General features: G+C 68.2%; 17 protein-coding genes and 1 tRNA gene. 9 read left to right on the top strand and 9 right to left on the bottom strand.

The annotated features are described in order from the left end of the window. From DID99_RS24560 to DID99_RS24550, 3 genes are all read left to right on the top strand, one after another. Positions 1 to 123, top strand: a 123-nt coding sequence (locus tag DID99_RS24560; RefSeq protein WP_124523786.1) for a TonB-dependent receptor, incomplete at its 5' end; no start/stop codon positions are given. A gap of 59 nt (positions 124 to 182) precedes the next feature. Continuing rightward, complete coding sequence (pnuC, locus tag DID99_RS24555) at positions 183 to 794, top strand: nicotinamide riboside transporter PnuC (protein WP_124645965.1); 612 nt, start codon at positions 183 to 185, stop codon at positions 792 to 794. Positions 795 to 854: 60 nt separating this feature from the next. Beyond that, positions 855 to 2,063: a phosphotransferase enzyme family protein gene (locus DID99_RS24550; protein ID WP_124645966.1), complete on the top strand. Its 1,209-nt coding sequence runs from the start codon at positions 855 to 857 to the stop codon at positions 2,061 to 2,063. 163 nt (positions 2,064 to 2,226) lie between these two features. Here the strand turns inward: DID99_RS24550 and DID99_RS24545 are convergent, their stop codons facing one another. Then, complete coding sequence (locus DID99_RS24545) at positions 2,227 to 2,517, bottom strand: DUF4148 domain-containing protein (RefSeq protein ID WP_124520340.1); 291 nt, start codon at positions 2,515 to 2,517, stop codon at positions 2,227 to 2,229. Positions 2,518 to 2,732: 215 nt separating this feature from the next. Here DID99_RS24545 and DID99_RS24540 point away from each other — a divergent pair, with 215 nt between their 5' ends. After that, the gene (locus DID99_RS24540; RefSeq protein WP_260444703.1) at positions 2,733 to 3,062 is read left to right on the top strand and encodes a hypothetical protein; all 330 of its coding nucleotides are present in this window, start codon (positions 2,733 to 2,735) and stop codon (positions 3,060 to 3,062) included. Between the two features lie 83 nt (positions 3,063 to 3,145). Next, positions 3,146 to 3,619, top strand: a complete 474-nt coding sequence (locus DID99_RS24535) for a VOC family protein (RefSeq protein ID WP_124645967.1) — start codon at positions 3,146 to 3,148, stop codon at positions 3,617 to 3,619. 442 nt (positions 3,620 to 4,061) lie between these two features. Here DID99_RS24535 and DID99_RS24530 read toward each other — a convergent pair whose 3' ends face one another. The 5 genes from DID99_RS24530 to DID99_RS37385 form a co-directional block, all read right to left on the bottom strand. Beyond that, the gene (locus tag DID99_RS24530; protein WP_044848100.1) at positions 4,062 to 5,357 is read right to left on the bottom strand and encodes an O-acetylhomoserine aminocarboxypropyltransferase/cysteine synthase family protein; all 1,296 of its coding nucleotides are present in this window, start codon (positions 5,355 to 5,357) and stop codon (positions 4,062 to 4,064) included. 307 nt (positions 5,358 to 5,664) lie between these two features. Further along, on the bottom strand, positions 5,665 to 6,480 hold the full coding sequence (locus DID99_RS24525) for a nucleotidyltransferase domain-containing protein (RefSeq protein WP_124645968.1): 816 nt from the start codon (positions 6,478 to 6,480) through the stop codon (positions 5,665 to 5,667). Between the two features lie 55 nt (positions 6,481 to 6,535). Beyond that, positions 6,536 to 7,759, bottom strand: a complete 1,224-nt coding sequence (locus DID99_RS24520) for an RtcB family protein (protein ID WP_124645969.1) — start codon at positions 7,757 to 7,759, stop codon at positions 6,536 to 6,538. Between the two features lie 64 nt (positions 7,760 to 7,823). Then, positions 7,824 to 8,963 carry a slipin family protein gene (locus tag DID99_RS24515; protein ID WP_124667656.1) on the bottom strand — a complete coding sequence of 380 codons (1,140 nt, stop codon included), beginning with the start codon at positions 8,961 to 8,963 and terminating at the stop codon, positions 7,824 to 7,826. Between the two features lie 258 nt (positions 8,964 to 9,221). After that, positions 9,222 to 9,294: transfer RNA gene (locus tag DID99_RS37385), tRNA-Cys, on the bottom strand. A 337-nt stretch (positions 9,295 to 9,631) separates the two neighbouring features. On the opposite strand from DID99_RS37385, the gene rtcR reads away from it, so the two are divergent. Continuing rightward, positions 9,632 to 11,248, top strand: a complete 1,617-nt coding sequence (gene rtcR / locus DID99_RS24510) for an RNA repair transcriptional activator RtcR (RefSeq protein ID WP_124645971.1) — start codon at positions 9,632 to 9,634, stop codon at positions 11,246 to 11,248. 21 nt (positions 11,249 to 11,269) lie between these two features. Here the strand turns inward: rtcR and DID99_RS24505 are convergent, their stop codons facing one another. Both DID99_RS24505 and DID99_RS24500 read right to left on the bottom strand, forming a co-directional pair. Continuing rightward, positions 11,270 to 12,031 (bottom strand): bifunctional 2-polyprenyl-6-hydroxyphenol methylase/3-demethylubiquinol 3-O-methyltransferase UbiG, encoded by a 762-nt coding sequence (locus DID99_RS24505; protein ID WP_124645972.1) that lies wholly within the window; start codon positions 12,029 to 12,031, stop codon positions 11,270 to 11,272. A gap of 12 nt (positions 12,032 to 12,043) precedes the next feature. Beyond that, positions 12,044 to 12,670 carry a LysE family translocator gene (locus tag DID99_RS24500; RefSeq protein WP_044848096.1) on the bottom strand — a complete coding sequence of 209 codons (627 nt, stop codon included), beginning with the start codon at positions 12,668 to 12,670 and terminating at the stop codon, positions 12,044 to 12,046. A 155-nt stretch (positions 12,671 to 12,825) separates the two neighbouring features. On the opposite strand from DID99_RS24500, the gene DID99_RS24495 reads away from it, so the two are divergent. The 3 genes from DID99_RS24495 (at position 12,826) to DID99_RS24485 (ending at position 15,279) form a co-directional block, all read left to right on the top strand. Beyond that, entirely contained in the window at positions 12,826 to 13,626 is an 801-nt protein-coding gene (locus DID99_RS24495) for a helix-turn-helix domain-containing protein (RefSeq protein ID WP_124528898.1), read from the top strand. 132 nt (positions 13,627 to 13,758) lie between these two features. Next, positions 13,759 to 14,178, top strand: coding sequence for an ATP--cob(I)alamin adenosyltransferase (locus DID99_RS24490; RefSeq protein WP_124645973.1), 420 nt, complete (start codon positions 13,759 to 13,761; stop codon positions 14,176 to 14,178). A 99-nt stretch (positions 14,179 to 14,277) separates the two neighbouring features. Beyond that, positions 14,278 to 15,279: a LysR family transcriptional regulator gene (locus DID99_RS24485; protein WP_124645974.1), complete on the top strand. Its 1,002-nt coding sequence runs from the start codon at positions 14,278 to 14,280 to the stop codon at positions 15,277 to 15,279. 160 nt (positions 15,280 to 15,439) lie between these two features. On the opposite strand, the gene DID99_RS24480 is transcribed toward DID99_RS24485, so the two are convergent. Beyond that, the gene (locus DID99_RS24480) at positions 15,440 to 16,348 is read right to left on the bottom strand and encodes a LysR substrate-binding domain-containing protein (RefSeq protein ID WP_124488808.1); all 909 of its coding nucleotides are present in this window, start codon (positions 16,346 to 16,348) and stop codon (positions 15,440 to 15,442) included. Positions 16,349 to 16,408 lie beyond the last annotated feature (60 nt).

The raw sequence follows: 16,408 nt of genomic DNA, 5'->3' as shown, positions 1-16,408 counted from the left end.
GTGTCGGTGGACAACCTGTTCAACAAGTTCTACTGGCGCGACGCGGGCGAGCAGCAGGGCGACGCGTACCTGTTCCCGGGCGCGCCGCGCACCGCGCGCGTGTCGTTGACCTATGATTTCTGATCGTCCGGACCCGGCCGCGTGATGCGCGGCCCCGGCAGCCAACCAGGAGAGCACAGACGATGTCCCCACTCGAAATCGCCGGCGTGATCGTCAGCGCGCTCGCGATCTGGCTGACCGCGAAGCGGCGCATGCTGTGCTGGCCGGTCGGGCTCGCGTCGGTCGCGCTGTACGGCTGGATCTTCTTCGACGCGAAGCTGTATTCCGACATGCTGCTGCAGGGCGCGTTCGCGGTGCTGCAGGTGTACGGCTGGCGCCGCTGGATCGCGCAGCGTACGCTCGAGGCGGGCGCCGGCGCTGCGCCGCAAGGCGACGTCGCGCCCGTCACCGGCGTGCGGCCGCGGCAGATGCTGCCCGATCTGATCGCGGCCGTCGTCGGCAGCGCGCTGCTCGGCGGGATGATGGCGCGCTGGACCGATGCGGCGCTGCCGTTCGTCGATGCGTCGCTGACCGCGTTCAGCCTCGTCGCGCAATACTGGACCGCGCGGCGCTACATCGCGTCGTGGGGGCTGTGGATCGTCGTGAACGTCGTGTACGTCGGGATGTTCGTGTTCAAGGCGCTGTATCTGACGGCAGGACTCTACGCGCTGTTCATCGCGCTCGCCGTCGTCGGCTGGCGCGACTGGAGCCGGACGGCGAATGCGCTGCGCACGACGGCGAGCCCGGCGGGCTGATCCAAGGGCTGATTCACGAGCCGATTCACGGGCTGATTCAACTACGGAGCGACGTCGTTCATGTCATTTCCACTCGAACCGGACGCGCCTGCATCGCGTGACGTCGCCGACATGCGGGACGTCGCGCCGCCGCAATTCGGCGTCGACGGCGAGCAGGCCGAACGCGACTGGCCGCTGATGACGCACGACGAAGTCGCGGGCGTGCTTGCGCGGATCGATGGCGTCGGCGCACCGGCGCGGCTTACGTGGCACAGCCCGCGGCCGTTCTCGGCGGCGGTGCTGGTGCACACGGCCGACGCACGCGCGCTGTTCGTCAAGCGTCATCACGCGAGCCTGCGCGACGTCGCCGGGCTCGAGGAGGAGCATCGCTTCATCGCGCATTTGCGCGATCGCGGTGTGCCGGTCGCGGACGTGCTCGCCGGTCGCGACGGCGCGACCGCGTTCGCATCCGGCGACTGGACCTATGAAGTGCACGTGGTGGCGCCAGGTGTGGACGCGTATCGCGGCGTGATGTCGTGGCAGCCGTTCACGCATCCTTCGCATGCGTACGCGGCAGGCCGCGCGCTGGCCGAACTGCATCGCGCGTCGGCCGGCTACGATGCGCCGGCGCGGCCCGTGCGCACGCTGCTGTCGAGTTTCCGGGTGCTGTCGTCCGCCGATCTTCCCGATGCGCTCGAACGCTGGGTCGATGCGCAGCCGCTGCTGGTGCGCGCGCTCGGCACGCGCGACTGGCGCGGCGATGTCGCGGATGCGATCGGCCCGTACCACGCGCGCCTCGTGCCGCTGCTGCCCGCGCTGGCGCCGCTTTGGACGCACGGCGACTGGCATGCGTCGAATCTGCTGTGGACCGACGCCGCGCCCGGCGCGCAGGTGCGGACCGTGCTCGATTTCGGCTTGTCGGATCGCACCTGCGCCGTCATGGATCTCGCGCTCGCGATCGAACGCAACGCGATCGACTGGATGGCGCCGGCCGATGCACGTCGCGTCGAGCATGAACAGATCGGCGCGCTGCTCGACGGCTACGAATCGCTCGAACCGCTGAGCGACGACGCGTATGCGGCGCTGGTCGCGATGCTGCCGGTCGTGCATACCGAATTCGCGCTGTCGGAAGTCGCGTATTTCGGCTGCATCGTCAATGCACCGGACATCGTCGAGGTTGCGTACGACGGTTATCTGATCGGTCATGCGCGATGGTTCGGCGAACGCGACGGACGGCAGTTGCTCGACTGGCTGGTGCAACGCCGGCGCGCGAAGCGGGGCAGCTTGTAAAACTGCGTTGCGGACACTGTCCAGCCGGCAGTGTCGTCTGCCCGATCTTCACCCTCTGCGGTGCCGCGTTCGCACCGCACGGCACGGCCGCACGTTCGCCGCGACCCGGCGGCGCGCGGCACGCTGCCGGCGATCGCCGGGCAGCACCCACGCCTGACTCGCATCAGCGCGTCGCGAGGCTGTCGTGATTGTCGGCCTGTGGCGACTTCTCGCCGGCATGCACCGAGATCCCGTGAAGTTCCTTGTTGCGCGCGATGATCTCGCTGGTCGGCGGGTACTGCGTCTTGCTCGTCGGCACCACGCCGTCGTGCTGCGCCTGCTTGAGTTCGTCGATGACTTCCGCGCGGGTCTTGCCCTGCGTTTGAGTGTGCGTTTGCGCGAAGGCGGCTTGCGAGGCGACGCCGAGCGACAGCGTGGCGGTGACGAACAGGGCTGCGAGTCTTGCCGTTTTCATGAAGCTCTCCTTGATGTGGCCGCCGGGTGGCGATCCATGAGCCCAGTATGCGAAAGCCGCCGAGCGTGACCGTGATCGGCAGATGACAAATGCGTCAGATTGCGGGGCGGGGCGGGGCGTGACGTGCGGGCCCGGCCGACGTGATGCAATCGTCATGTTCGGGTCATGCATGCGATGAGCGGGAAGCGGAGCATCTCGCCTGCCGACGGCCGATAGTGTCGACGGCATGCGCACCGTTCGCCGCACCGGCATGGAGGGCGGACGGTCTCGTTTCGACTTTCATTCCGTACCCGACAGTGGATCGTCCCGCCATTCGCCTGTCGTTGCTAGCCCTGCTGATTGCCCCGTTGGTCGCCGGTTGCGCGTCATCCCGTCCCGAAGCCGGGACGGTCGGATCGTCCGCGCCGAAGGCCGCGCGCGATGCGGTGCCCACCGGCCTGATGCCCGGCGAACAGATCGACCATGCGGGGCATCGGTGCGGCAATCCGAACTTCTACGTGAACACGCATCCGTGCCTGTTCCCGAAGCGCAACGTCACTCCTTGATGCAGTCATATCCCCGCGCCACATGCGCGGCTGTCGACTATAGTTATGCACGAACAGCACCCATCCACGTCGAAGGCGGGCAAATGATCGATCACGTTTACATCTCGGTCACCGACATCGAGAAGTCGCTGATCTTCTACTCCGAAGCCTTGAAGCCACTCGGCTGGAGCGTATTCGGCAACTACGACTCCGCGAATGGCCCGGCGAGCGTCCCCGATCTCTACGGCATCGGCGACGATGTGTACGGCAAGGGAGAGGGGGTTGGATCAAGCATCTGGCTACGCAACGTCAGCCAGGCGAGACCGGGCTTTACCTGGGGATCGTCTGCGATACGAACGAACTCGTCGACGCTGCCTACGCAGCCGCAATCAAGGCCGGCGGCATCGATGAGGGAAGACCGGCGGATCGTACCTACTTCGCCCCCGGCTACTACGCCGCCAACGTCGCCGACCTCGACGGCAACCGTCTCGAGTTCGTACACAAGGCGTGGAACCCCAAGCGACGCTCATAGCAATCCAATGGATGCACGGGAGTCGTCGCGGTTCGTATCGCTTTGAACGATCCCGCACCGGGTAGATGGCTGCTTCGCGAACGTGCGGTTGGCCGAACCGGATCGGCAAGCCACGTCAACGGAATTCCGCAAAGAAGCAAAAAAAGGCCCGGCACTCGCAGTGTCCGGGCCAACGCGTGATCGTGCCGTGCGACAGCGATACGCTTGCGTGGTTCGCAACGGGCATCACCCGTCACGCATTCGATGGTATGCGACGCGATCCATCGCGAACCTGATCGGAAGATGAAATTTTCGTCACGCGCGTATCGGTGCGCGATCGACATTCCGATCAGAAGCGATGGCGTGGTCCGAGATTGACGATTCCTTGCGTAGCCGTAGGCGCCGATGCGGGTGCTGCGACGCACGATGGTTGCATGCCGAACGTGGCCCCAGGCATCGACCGGGGATTGAACACCTTGAAGCGGGCGTGTCGGCACGCCCGCATCGGCTCACAGCTGCGCGAGCGCCTGGTCGAGATCGGCGAGCAGGTCGTCGATGTGCTCGATGCCGATCGACAGCCGTACCGTTTCCTCCTTCACGCCGGCCTTCGCGAGCTCGGCCGGCGACAGCTGGCGGTGCGTCGTCGAGGCCGGATGCGTCGCGAGCGACTTCGTGTCGCCGATGTTGACGAGCCGCGTGAACAGCTTCAGCGCGTCCTGGAACTTCGCGCCGCCGTCGCGTCCGCCCTTCACGCCGAACGTCAGGATGCCGGGCGCGCGGCCCGACAGGTAGCGCGCGACGAGCGCATGATCCGGGTGATCGGGCAGCCCCGCGTAGTTCACCCATTCGACGTGTTCATGGCGCGCGAGATGCTGCGCGATCTTCAGCGCGTTGTCGCTGATGCGCTCGATGCGCAGCGCGAGCGTCTCGATGCCTTGCAGGATCTGGAACGCGTTGAACGGCGAGATCGCCGCGCCCATGTTGCGCAGCGGCACGACGCGCGCGCGGCCGATATATGCGGCCGGCCCGAACGCTTCGGTGTAGACGACACCGTGATAGCTGACGTCGGGCTCGTTGAGCCGCTTGAAGCGGTCCGCGTGCTGCGCCCACGGGAACTTGCCCGAATCGACGATCGCGCCGCCGAGGCTCGTGCCGTGGCCGCCGAGATACTTCGTCAGCGAGTGCACGACGATGTCCGCGCCGTGTTCGAACGGACGCAGCAGGTACGGCGACGGCACCGTGTTGTCCACGATCAGCGGGATACCGTGGCGATGCGCGACTTCCGCGAGCGCGGCGATGTCGGTCACGTTGCCGAGCGGATTGCCGACCGATTCCGCGAAGATCGCCTTCGTGCGCGCGTCGATCAGCGGCTCGAACGACGCGGGGTCGCGCGGATCGGCGAAGCGCGTCGTGATGCCGTATTGCGGCAGCGTATGCGCGAACAGGTTGTAGGTACCGCCGTACAGCGAACTGGCGGACACGATGTTGTCGCCGGCTTCCGCGATCGTCTGGATCGCGTACGTGACGGCCGCCTGGCCCGACGCGAGCGCCAGCGCGCCGATGCCGCCCTCGAGCGCGGCGATCCGCTGTTCGAGCACGTCGGTCGTCGGGTTCATGATCCGCGTGTAGATGTTGCCCTGGACCTTCAGGTCGAACAGGTCTGCGCCGTGCTGCGTGTCGTCGAATGCGTACGCAACGGTCTGGTAGATCGGCACCGCGACCGCGCGCGTGGTCGGGTCGGGGCGATAGCCGCCGTGCACGGCGATGGTTTCGAGGCGCCAGTTCGAAGAGGCCTGATCGGTCATGAGTGCTCCATCTGTTGTTGTCGTGGTCGAGCGATTATAGAAGCAGGTGCGCCGCCGTCCTTAGAACGAATGGTTTGTTGCTTATGGGGCCGCCGCGCATAGAATGCGCTTTTCCTCGGATGAAGGGGGCGCGATGGACCAGGATCAGTGGAACGTCGGTGCGTGAAGTGATGGCGGCGCGTCGGCGCGGCATCGAACCCCGACAACGCGGCGCGTGGCGCCGTAGCGCACGATGCGTGCGACGGTGATCGCGTGCAGGCAGATACGGAACCGGCGCGATGCCCGCGGGCACCGCGCCGCTCGTTCGTCAGCGGGCGTCGACCACGTCGCGCAGGAACGCGTCGAGCATGGCGGCGTCGCCCGATGGCCGCTTGTAGTCGCGATCGTGTTCGGCTTCCGCCAGCATCGTTTCGACGAGCGCGTGGATCGCGGGCCGGCGCGGGCCGGTCTCGCCTTCGTTCGCGCGCATCTTCAACGCGAGCAGCGCATCGAGTTCGTCGCGCACCGCCGGCTCGTGCACGGTGCCGTCGACGAGATCCGCGAAACGCATCGGCGGCATCCCGAGCCCCATGTCGATCCAGCGCACCGCGAGCAGCGGCCGCAGCACGTACAGGTACTTCTTGTAACGCACCGTGTCGCCTTGCAGATAGCCGCGAAAGTTCTTCTTCGCCATCGCGAGGTAGTGATGCCGTCCGCGCATCGGCGAGAAGAACGCCGTGGCGAGCGACCGCAGTCGCGGCGTCCAGCGGGCATCCTCGCGATAGACGACCGGTGACGCGAGCCATTCGAGCAGCGTCGGGTTCGACCGGTGCAGCAGTTGCAGCGCCTTGCGAAGCTCCCAGCCGCTCACGTCGAGTTCGTCGTCGAGCGGCCGCTCGATCACGTCGCGTTGCGGTTCGACGCGCAGGTACCAGTCACGCCGGTGCACGTACACGAAGCGCACGTCGTAGTCGCTGTCCGGCGACGCGAAGCCCCAGCCGCGGCTGCCGGATTCGCACGCGAACAGCACGCTCACGTCGTGGCGGCGTTCGACGTCCGCGAGCTCCGTCATCACGCGGGCCCGTACGGCCGGATCGACCGGATGCGCGCTGCGCACGGTTTTCAATGTCGTTGCCGTTTTCATCGTTATCCTTCCTTTTCATCGAGCGCGGCCGCCCGGCCTTCGGCCGCGCGCCGCGCTATCCTTTCACGCACACCACCTGACGCAGCGTGTGCACCACTTCGACGAGGCTGCGCTGCGCCGCCATCACCGCATCGATGTCCTTGTAGGCCATCGGGATCTCGTCGACGACACCCGCGTCCTTCCGGCATTCGACGCCGCGCGTCGCCTTGACCTGGTCGTCGACCGTGAAGCGGCGCTTCGCTTCGGTCCGGCTCATCGCGCGGCCGGCGCCGTGGCTGCACGAACAGAAGCTCTCCGGATTGCCGAGCCCGCGCACGATGAAGCTCTTCGCGCCCATCGAACCCGGAATGATGCCGAGCTGTCCCTTCTGCGCGGATACGGCTCCCTTGCGCGTGACGAGCACGTCCTCGCCGAAGTGGCGTTCGCGCTGCACGTAGTTGTGGTGGCAGTTCACCGCGTGCTCGTCGACCGCGAACGGTTTCGCGATCGCGCCGCGCGCCGCGCCGATCACCGCGTCCATCATCGCCTGCCGGTTGCGGCGCGCGTAGTCCTGCGCCCAGCCGACCGCTTCGACGTAATCGTCGAAGTGCCGGCTGCCCTCGGTGAAATACGCGAGGTTGCGATCCGGCAGGTTCGCGATGTGCTGCCGCATGTCGGCCTGCGCGAGTTCGATGAACAGGCTGCCGATCGCATTGCCGACGCCGCGCGAGCCGCTGTGCAGCATGAACCACACGCGATCCGCTTCGTCGATACACACCTCGATGAAGTGGTTGCCCGTGCCGAGCGTGCCCAGATGCGCATAGTGGTTCGTCTTCTCCAGCTTCGGATACTTGCCGACGATCCGTTGAAAGCCCGGCAGCAGCGACTTCCACGACTCGGCCACGGCGGCCGGCGTGCGATCGCCCCATGCGCCGGGATCGCGGCGCCCCGGCGCGCGGCCGTGCGGCACCGCGCGTTCGATCGCGCTGCGCAGCCCGCCGAGTGCGTCCGGCAGGTCCGCCGCCGTGAGCGTCGTGCGCGCGGCCATCATCCCGCAGCCGATGTCGACGCCGACCGCGGCCGGGATGATCGCGCCCTTCGTCGGGATCACGCTGCCGATCGTCGAGCCCTTGCCGAGGTGGACGTCCGGCATCACCGCGACGTGCTTGAAGATGAACGGCATCTGCGCGGTGTTGCGCAATTGCGTGCGCGCGTCGTCCTCGACCGCGACGCCTTGCGTCCACATCTTCACCGGCTTGCCGTTCGCCAGTTCCATCACCTGGTAATCGTCATCACGCATTTGCTTCACCCTTCATTCATTCATTCGTCCGGCGCGGCACCCATGCGCCGCGCCGGTTCATCCATCACGCGCCCTTGATGCTGACGAGCCCGTTCAGCACCTGGTCGAGGCCGCCGAACACCGAGATGCGGTCGATCCGTTCCGCGACGCGCTCGAGCGTTTCCAGCTCCTTGAGCCGCAGCGCGGTCGGGTTCTCTTCCATCACCTTCGCGGTGTTCAGCAGCGAGCGAGTCGCCGCCGTTTCCTCGCGGCGGCGGATCACGTTCGCCTGCGCCGCCTTTTCGGCTTCGACCACCTGCGCGAGGATCGTCTTCATGTCGCCCGGCAGCACGATATCCTTCACGCCGACGCTGCGCACGTCCACTCCCGATTGCGCGAGCCGCGTGCGCACCTGGGCGATCACGACGTCGTCGATCGCCTGCTTGTCCTCCAGCAGCTCGTCGAGCGAGCGCGTGCCGACCGCCGCGCGCAGCGCGAACTGCAGTTCGCGATACAGGTGCTCGACCGGCTTCTGCAGCTGGCCGAACGCATGCAGCACGTCCGCATAGCACCACGTCGCCGACAGGTTCAGCCGCAGCGCGACCTTGTCGCGCGTCAGGATTTCCTGGCCAGCGACTTCGAGCGCCTGCAGGCGCAGGTCGACGAGCTCGACCGCGACGTCGCGGTTGAAGCGCCAGAACGCCGCCACCCCCGGATCCAGCAGCCGCTCGATCTTGCCGTCGATCTTCAGCACACCGACGTGATACGCCGGCACCTGCACCAGCAGCACGCCCGCGAGGCCAGCCACGCCGCGCGCGCGCAGCGCCGGTTGCGCGATGCGCTGCGCGAGCGCGGCCGGCAGCATGCTGTCCTGCGCGAGATCGACGCGCGCCAGCCGGTGCGTGATCAGGCCGCGCCAGTACAGCCGGCGCGTGCCGGGCGGCAGGACCTCGACGAGCACGTCGTCTTCGTAACGCAGGCCAGCTTCGTCGTCGGCCAGATCCATCGCGACGAAGTGTTGCGCGAGCACGTCCGGTGCGTCGTGACGCAGGTAGTCGGCCAGCGCCGCGTCGACGAGCGGCGCGTCGAGACGCGCGGTCTGCACCGACAGGCGCTTGAACGGATCGAAGGCCTTGAACACGCCCGGTTCCAGCACCTTCACGAAATCGCCCTCATTCATCAGCAGCGCGCGTTCGTTCTTTTTCACCACATGACGCTTCCACATATTCTTGTCCTTTTCTTCAATGGCCGCCGGGCGACACGCATCGCACGGATCGGGGTGCGACGCGATCGGGCGGGCGGCGCGTGGGTCCGGCGCGGCTGCACGCGGCGACGCATCCTGCATCGCGTCGTCGAGCGCATTCGCGCGGGCCGTCCGGCCGCCCGGCCGATCGCGCGGAACCGCAACCGGTCCGACGCGCGGCGGGCCTGTCGGCCCGCACCGGCGGGTACTGCTTCTCTCGATAGACCGTCCTTGCGGACAGCGTTCGGACGGGATTCGAACCCGCCACACACCGGCTTGCGCCGGCTGCTCCACCTGAATGAGCTTCCGAACAGTGGGCGCCCCGGGATTCGAACCCGGACCAGGCTGCCTCGCGCGCCCCTTTGCCTTCGTCTGTCCATGGCGGCATGCGCTGCCGCGACGAACGAGGTTCGGCGGCGGCGCACCAGCAGGGCTTGGTGAACCCTGGCTCGCGGGCCAGCGGGACATCCGGCGCCTTCTATTGAGCGAGGAGCGTGCCAGCGGGCGCGTCAGGTGGTTGGAAAATCGATCAAGTATTTGAAGGGAAAGAACAATTTGTGAATTTCCGTTGGCCGCTCGGGAACGCGCGTCGCATCGCATCGTCATCGAATCCGATACAATCGGATCGCTTCTTATCCCATGAGATAAACATGCGCAAGACCGTCGCCATCGGCTTTCTCGGCACCGTGCTCGACCAGGGCGGCCGCGCGCCGCGTCGTTACCGCAAGTGGCGGCCGACCGTCTCGCTGTGCCTGCAGCCGGACCTCTCGATCGACCGGCTCGAATTGCTGCATCCGCCGGGCTACACGCGGCTCGCCAACCAGGTGCGCGACGATCTCGCGCAGCTGTCGCCGCATACCGACGTGCGGCTCACGCCGGTCACGATCCACGACCCGTGGGATTTCGAGGAGGTCTACGCGACGCTGCACGACTTTGCGCGCGCGTATCCGTTCGACCTCGAGCACGAGGATTACCTGATTCACATCACGACCGGCACGCACGTCGCGCAGATCTGCTGGTTCCTGCTCGCGGAAGCGCGCTACCTGCCCGCGCGCCTCGTGCAGACGGGGCCGCCGAAGCAGACCGACGAAGGGCCGAGCGGGCCGGGCACGGTGTCGGTGATCGATCTCGACCTGTCGCGCTACAACCGGATCGCGCAGCGCTTCACTCGCGAGCGCGACGAAACCGTGTCGTTCCTGAAGGCCGGTATCGCGACGCGCAACGCGCGCTTCAACGCGCTGATCGAACAGCTGGAGCGGGTGGCGGTGCGCTCGCGCGCGCCGATGCTGCTCGTCGGGCCGACGGGCGCCGGCAAGTCGTTTCTCGCGAAACGCGTGTACGAACTGAAGCGCGGCCGGCATCGGCTCGCGGGGCCGTTCATCGAGATCAACTGCGCGACGCTGCGCGGCGACGCGGCGATGTCGACGCTGTTCGGCCACGTGAAGGGCGCGTTCACCGGCGCGCAGTCCGCGCGCGCGGGCTTGCTGCGCGCTGCGGACGGCGGCCTGCTGTTTCTCGACGAGATCGGCGAACTCGGGCTCGACGAGCAGGCGATGCTGCTGAAGGCGATCGAGGAGAAGCGCTTCCTGCCGGTCGGTGCGGACGTCGAGGCGACCAGCGATTTCGAGCTGATCGCGGGCACGCACCGCGATTTGCGGCAGATGGTGGCGGCCGGCACGTTCCGCGAGGATCTGTATGCGCGGATCAACCTGTGGACCTACGAACTGCCGGGGCTGGCCGAGCGGCGCGAGGACATCGAGCCGAACCTCGAATTCGAACTCGATCGTTTCGGTCGCGAGCAGGGCGAGCGGGTACGGTTCAACGTGGAGGCGAAGCGGCGCTATCTCGCGTTCGCGGCGTCGCCGCGCGCGGCATGGGCCGGCAATTTCCGCGAGTTGTCCGCATCGGTCACACGAATGGCGACGCTTGCCGATGCGGGGCGGATCACCGAGGCGATTGCCGAGCAGGAGGTCGAGCGGCTGACGCGCACGTGGTCGTCGCCGGGCGGTGCAGGCGCGTCGGAGGGATACGTCGACGCGGTGTTCGGCGTGCGCGCGGCCGAGCTCGACCTGTTCGACCGCGCGCAGCTCGAACGTGTGCTCGACGTGTGCCGCGTCTCGGCGAGTTTGTCGGAGGCGGGCCGCGCGCTGTTCGCGGTGTCGCGCCAGAGCAAGAAGCAGCCGAACGATGCGGACCGGTTGCGCAAGTATCTGGCGCGGTTCGGACTCGACTGGGAGGGCGTGCGGGACGCGCTGGGCGCGCGGTAGTCGAGCGGGGTATACAACCGCTCACGCTCGGCAGATCGCGATGATCTCCGCGCTGGCCGCGTCGTCGAACGGCGCACCGTTCCAGTCTCCGCACCAGTCGGCGGACGAGAAGCCGGCGGCCGCGACACGCGCCTGCAGGTCGGGTTGCGCGATGAAGCGCAGCCGGCTCGCGTTCTTCACTTGCGTATCGTCGCGATGAAAGCGGTAGACCGTGTCGAACGACACGATCGGACCGTCGACCGCGGTCACCGCATGATGGAGTTCGACGCTGCCGAATTCGGGCGAATCGATGCGGGTGGCCGACGCCGCCGGAGTCCAGCAGAGCCACGGCTCGACACGCGGATTGCGGGTCTCGAACAGGAAGCGCCCGCCGTCGGCCAGCACGCGCCGCACGCCGCACAGTGTCGCGTCGATCTCCGCGTCGGTCAGCAGGCACTGGAACGCGTGCCCGGTCATCACGACGGCATCGAACGGCGCGCCGGGCGGCAGGCCGCCGAGATCGCACGCGAGCCAGCGCACCGCGCCGGCGCCCGGCTGGCGTCGCGCATGGTCGATCATCGCGGGTGCGGGGTCGATCGCGACGACGTCGTGTCCGGCCGCCGCAAGCCGGCGCGCGAACGTGCCGGTGCCGCAGCCGAGATCGAGAATCCGTTGCCGCGCGGTGCCGAGGCGCGATGCGTAGAACGCGAAGTCGCGGTCCCCCGCGTTGAACCGGTCGTAGACCGCGACGAGGCGCGGATCGGTATAGAGGATTTCGCCGGCAGCCGCCGCGTCGGACGTCACGCGAAACCCGCGTCAGCGCTGCTGCACCGCGACGCGCAGCCCGAGCGCGATGAAGATCGAGCCGATGATCTTTCCCTGCCAGCGCGTGAGCCACGCGAGCCGCTTCACGACGCGGCCGAGCGGGCGGATCGAGCATGCGATCAGCGTCGTATAGAGCGAGCTGAGCACGACGAAGATCAGCCCGAGCACCGCGAACTGAACGAACGTCGAGCCGCGTTCCGGATGCACGAACTGCGGCATGAACGCGAGGAAGAACAGCGCGGTCTTCGGATTCAGCACTTCGGCGGGAATCGCCTGCAGGTACGCCGTCAGCGGCGTGACGGGCGGCACCTTCGGCAGCGACGGATCGGACGGCCCGTCGAGCAGCGCGCGCACGCCGAGGTAGATGAGGTAAGCGGCGCCGACCAGCTTCACGACGTTGAACGCGAGCGCCGACGTCATTAGCAGCGCCGACAGCCCGACGGCGGCAAACAGCGTATGCACGAAGTCGCCGCTCGCGACGCCGAGGCCGGTCAGGATGCCGGTCTTGCGGCCGCCCTGCACGGTGCGGCTCAGCACGAGCAGCACGGCGGGGCCCGGGATCAGGAACAGGCCCAGGACGACGGCGGTGAAGGTGGCCAGCGTGGTCAGGTCGAACATGGCGGCTCCGGCAAGGTTGGCGAGGCGGCGAGGGATCGACGCATTGTATTCGGATCGGCCGGCCGGGAACCGCGCGGCCGCGCCGGCGCCTTTCTGGTATAAGCACGAAAGGCCGCGCGGGCACGCCGTCCGGCCGCTTTCGACACCATCGCTCCATGCGCGACCTGCCACCCGTTACCGACCCCGCTGCCGACGCCGACGTCTATCACGTGCCGCGGCCGCTCGTCGTGTTCGGCGGCTCGGTCGTCGAGCCCGAATGGCGGCTCGAACGGCACAGCCATCCGCAGGCGCAACTGCTGTACACGCTGAGCGGCGTCATCTATTGCGAGATCGACGGCGGCGTGTGGAGCGCACCGCCGCAATGCACGGTGTGGATTCCGGGCGGCGTCACGCATTCGGCGCGCGGTTCGGCCGGCGCGACGTTCTACGCGGTGCTGGTGGAGCCCGATGCGGCGCCCGGCCTGCCGGCGCGCTGCTGCACGCTGGGCATGTCGCCGCTGTTGCGCGAACTGCTGCTGAAGGCCGCGAGCTTCCCGAGCCTGTACGACGTCGACGGTCCGCAGGGGCGGCTGATGGCGACGCTGCTCGACGAACTCGTCGCGGCGCCGGTCGAGGACCTGTATCTGCCGATGCCGGCCGACCGCCGGCTGCGCAGGCTGATCGATCACCTGCTCGACGACCCGGCCGACAAGTCGCCGCTGCCCGAACTCGCGCGCCGCGCCGGCGTCAGCGAGCGCAGCCTCACGCGGCTCGCCGCGAAGGAACTCGGCATGAGCCTCGGCGACTGGCGCCGGCGGCTGCACGTCGCGCTGTCGCTGCGGATGCTGACGGCGGGCCGCCGCGTGCACCAGATCGCGATCGACCTCGGCTACGAGAGCGCGAGCAGCTTCGTGACGATGTTCCGCAAGGCGACCGGCAAATCGCCGACCCAATACCTGACCGACCGGCAGCGCTGACCGTGCCGTGCTGAGCCGGCCGGATCGGCACGCGCGCGCTTGGCCGGATCGAACAAGCGGTTGGCCGGCACGAGAAATGACGGGACGGGCGTCGCCCCCTAACATGAGAATCATTCTCATCTGGAGGCCGACATGCAGATCGTCACGACTGAATTCCCGTTGGTGTGGTTGCGTTACGCGCGTTCGCCGTCGAGCGATCCCGCGCACCTGCTGGCCGAGCTCGACGCATTGCTCGCGCGCCGCGAACGTTTCGTGTTCCTGACCGACGATGCCCCGTTCGGCGACGATCGCGATGCGCAGGATCACGAGATGCGCAAGCAGCTCGCGAAATGGAGCAAGGCGCATCGCGCGCAATCGCGCGAATGGATTCCCGCGATGATCGCGGTCGAGCCCGACGCGCAGCGGCGCGCTGCACTCGATGCGTTCTCGGCCGCGTTCGAGAAGGTCTGGGGTTATCCGTTGAACGCGGCGGCCAATCGTGACGAGGCGCTCGCGCTGGCACGGCAGCTGCTCGCCGCGCCGGCCCGCGCGGCCACGGCCACGCGCGACTGAACCGGTCGCCGCGCCGGCGGCGCGGCTCGCTCACTGACAGGCATGCGCCGCGTCGTGTTCGCGCGCGATGCGTGATGCCGTATTCCGCGGGAGTTTCCGGTGGACAATCCGATTCGCGCGATGCGCATCTTCACGCGCATCGTCGAGATGAACAGCTTTACGCGCGCGGCGCACTCGCTCGGCATTTCGCGCGCGACCGCGACGCGCACCGTGCAGGAACTCGAGGCGGCGCTCGGCATGCCGTTGCTGGTGCGCACGACGCGCGCGCTGCGGGCGACGCCGGAAGGCGACGCGTATTACCGGCGGTGCCAGCGCATCACCGCGGACGTCGACGAGCTCGAAGCGAGCCTGCGCAACGCGGCGCGGCATCCGAGCGGGCCGCTGCGCGTCGAGTTGCCGGGCGCGGTGGCGGACGCGATCGTGCTGCCGGCGCTTGGCGCGTTCCATGCGCGCCATCCCGAACTCGTGCTGATGCTGGGCGTGTCCGGACGCGCGGCCGACCTGATCGGCGATGCGGTCGACTGCAGCATCCGGCTGGGCGCGCTGCCCGATTCGTCGCTGGTTGCGCGCCCGCTCGGCGCACTCGAGCGCGTGACCTGCGCGAGCCCCGCGTATCTCGAGCGCTGCGGCGTGCCGCGTTCGCTCGATGCGCTCGCCGGGCATCGCGCGGTCAACGGCGCGTTCGCGTCGGCCCAGCGCACCGCCGAACTCGAATTCGCGATCGACGGCGCGGTGCGCAAGATCCGGCTCGACGGCATCGTCAGCGTCGACGACGAGCAGGCGTACCTGGCGTGCGGCGTGCATGGCCTCGGGTTGATCCAGCCGCCGCGCGTCGTCGCGCAGCCGCTGATCGACGCCGGACAGTTGCAGGAAGTGCTGCCGCGGTGGCGGCCGGGCGCGGTTTCGGTGTCGGCCGTCTATGCGAAGCGCCGGCACGTGTCGCCGGGCGTGCGCGCGTTCGTCGACTGGATCGCGGAGCGTTTCGAGGATGCCGCGCAGGAGAGGGCGGGTGTGAGCGTGCCTGGGGCAGCGCTGCGGCAGATGGCGGCGACGGCGATCGCTGCGTGCGAGCCAGACGGGAGGCTGGCGGCCGCGGCGTGACGGCGGGGCGCGCGTCCGGATGTGCCAATATTCTGGCGATTTGTGGGCCGGTTCGCCAAAATACTGGCATTCCGCCAGCCGGTGCATCGTCAGACTCAATCAGTCGAACCGGTCGCGCCGCGATCCTGATACGTTCGCGTGCATTGGCGCCCGCCTCCCGTCACCCACCCAGCTCCCCCGCCAGAAAATCCACGAACGCCCGTATCCGCGCCGACATCTGATGCCGCTGCGCATACACCGCGTAGATATCCGCGCTCGGCGTTTCGTAGTCGGGCAGCACGACGACGAGGCGCCCGTCGGCCAGATAGTCGCGGATATCCCACTCGGCGCGCATCAGGATGCCGTGCCCGTCGAGCGCCCACTTCACCGCGATCTCGCCGTCGTTCGTCGTCAGGTTGCCGTTGATCCGCACGGCTTCCGTGTTGCGCGCCGCGCCGCGTCCGCTCGCCAGCCGCCAGATCCCGTAGCCTTCGTCGCCTTGCCGGATGCCGATGCAGTTGTGCCGCGTCAGCTCGTGCGGCGTGCCCGGCGTGCCGTGCCGCGCGAGATACGCGGGCGCCGCGCACAGCAGCCGGCGGTTCGGCGCGAGCCGTCGCGCGACGACGCGCGTATCGGGCGGCTCGCCGAAGCGGATGCACACGTCGAACGCGTCGTCGGTGAGCGGCGGCGGCATCACCGACAGTTGCAACTGCACCGACACCTCCGGAAAACGCGCGACGAAGCGCGAGATCGCCGGCCCGACGTGGCTGCGCCCGAAACCAAGCGTCGCGTTCACGCGCAGCAGCCCCTTCGGCCGCTGCCGCGCGCTGCCGAGCAGTTCGCCCAGTTCGTCCATCTGATCGAGGATCCGGCGCGCGTAGTCGAGATACACGTCGCCCTCGGGCGTCAGCATCATGCGCCGCGTCGTGCGGTTGACGAGCGTCACGCCCGCGCGCCGCTCCATCTGCGTGAGCCGCTTGCTGACGGCCGCCGCGGTCAGCCCGAGCTCGCGCGCGGCCGCGCTCAGGCTGCCCGCCGCGGCCAGTGTCGAGAAGAAGCCGAGATCGGCCGGCTGGACGGTATCCGCCATGACGGGATTCGTGAATTGAAGTTAAAGATGCTTTGAGTATAGCCCCGGTTTACACACTTC

It is taken from the genome of Burkholderia sp. Bp8986 (assembly GCF_003854225.1).
GTDB lineage: Bacteria > Pseudomonadota > Gammaproteobacteria > Burkholderiales > Burkholderiaceae > Burkholderia.
This window is presented reverse-complemented; position numbering and strand designations above follow the sequence as displayed.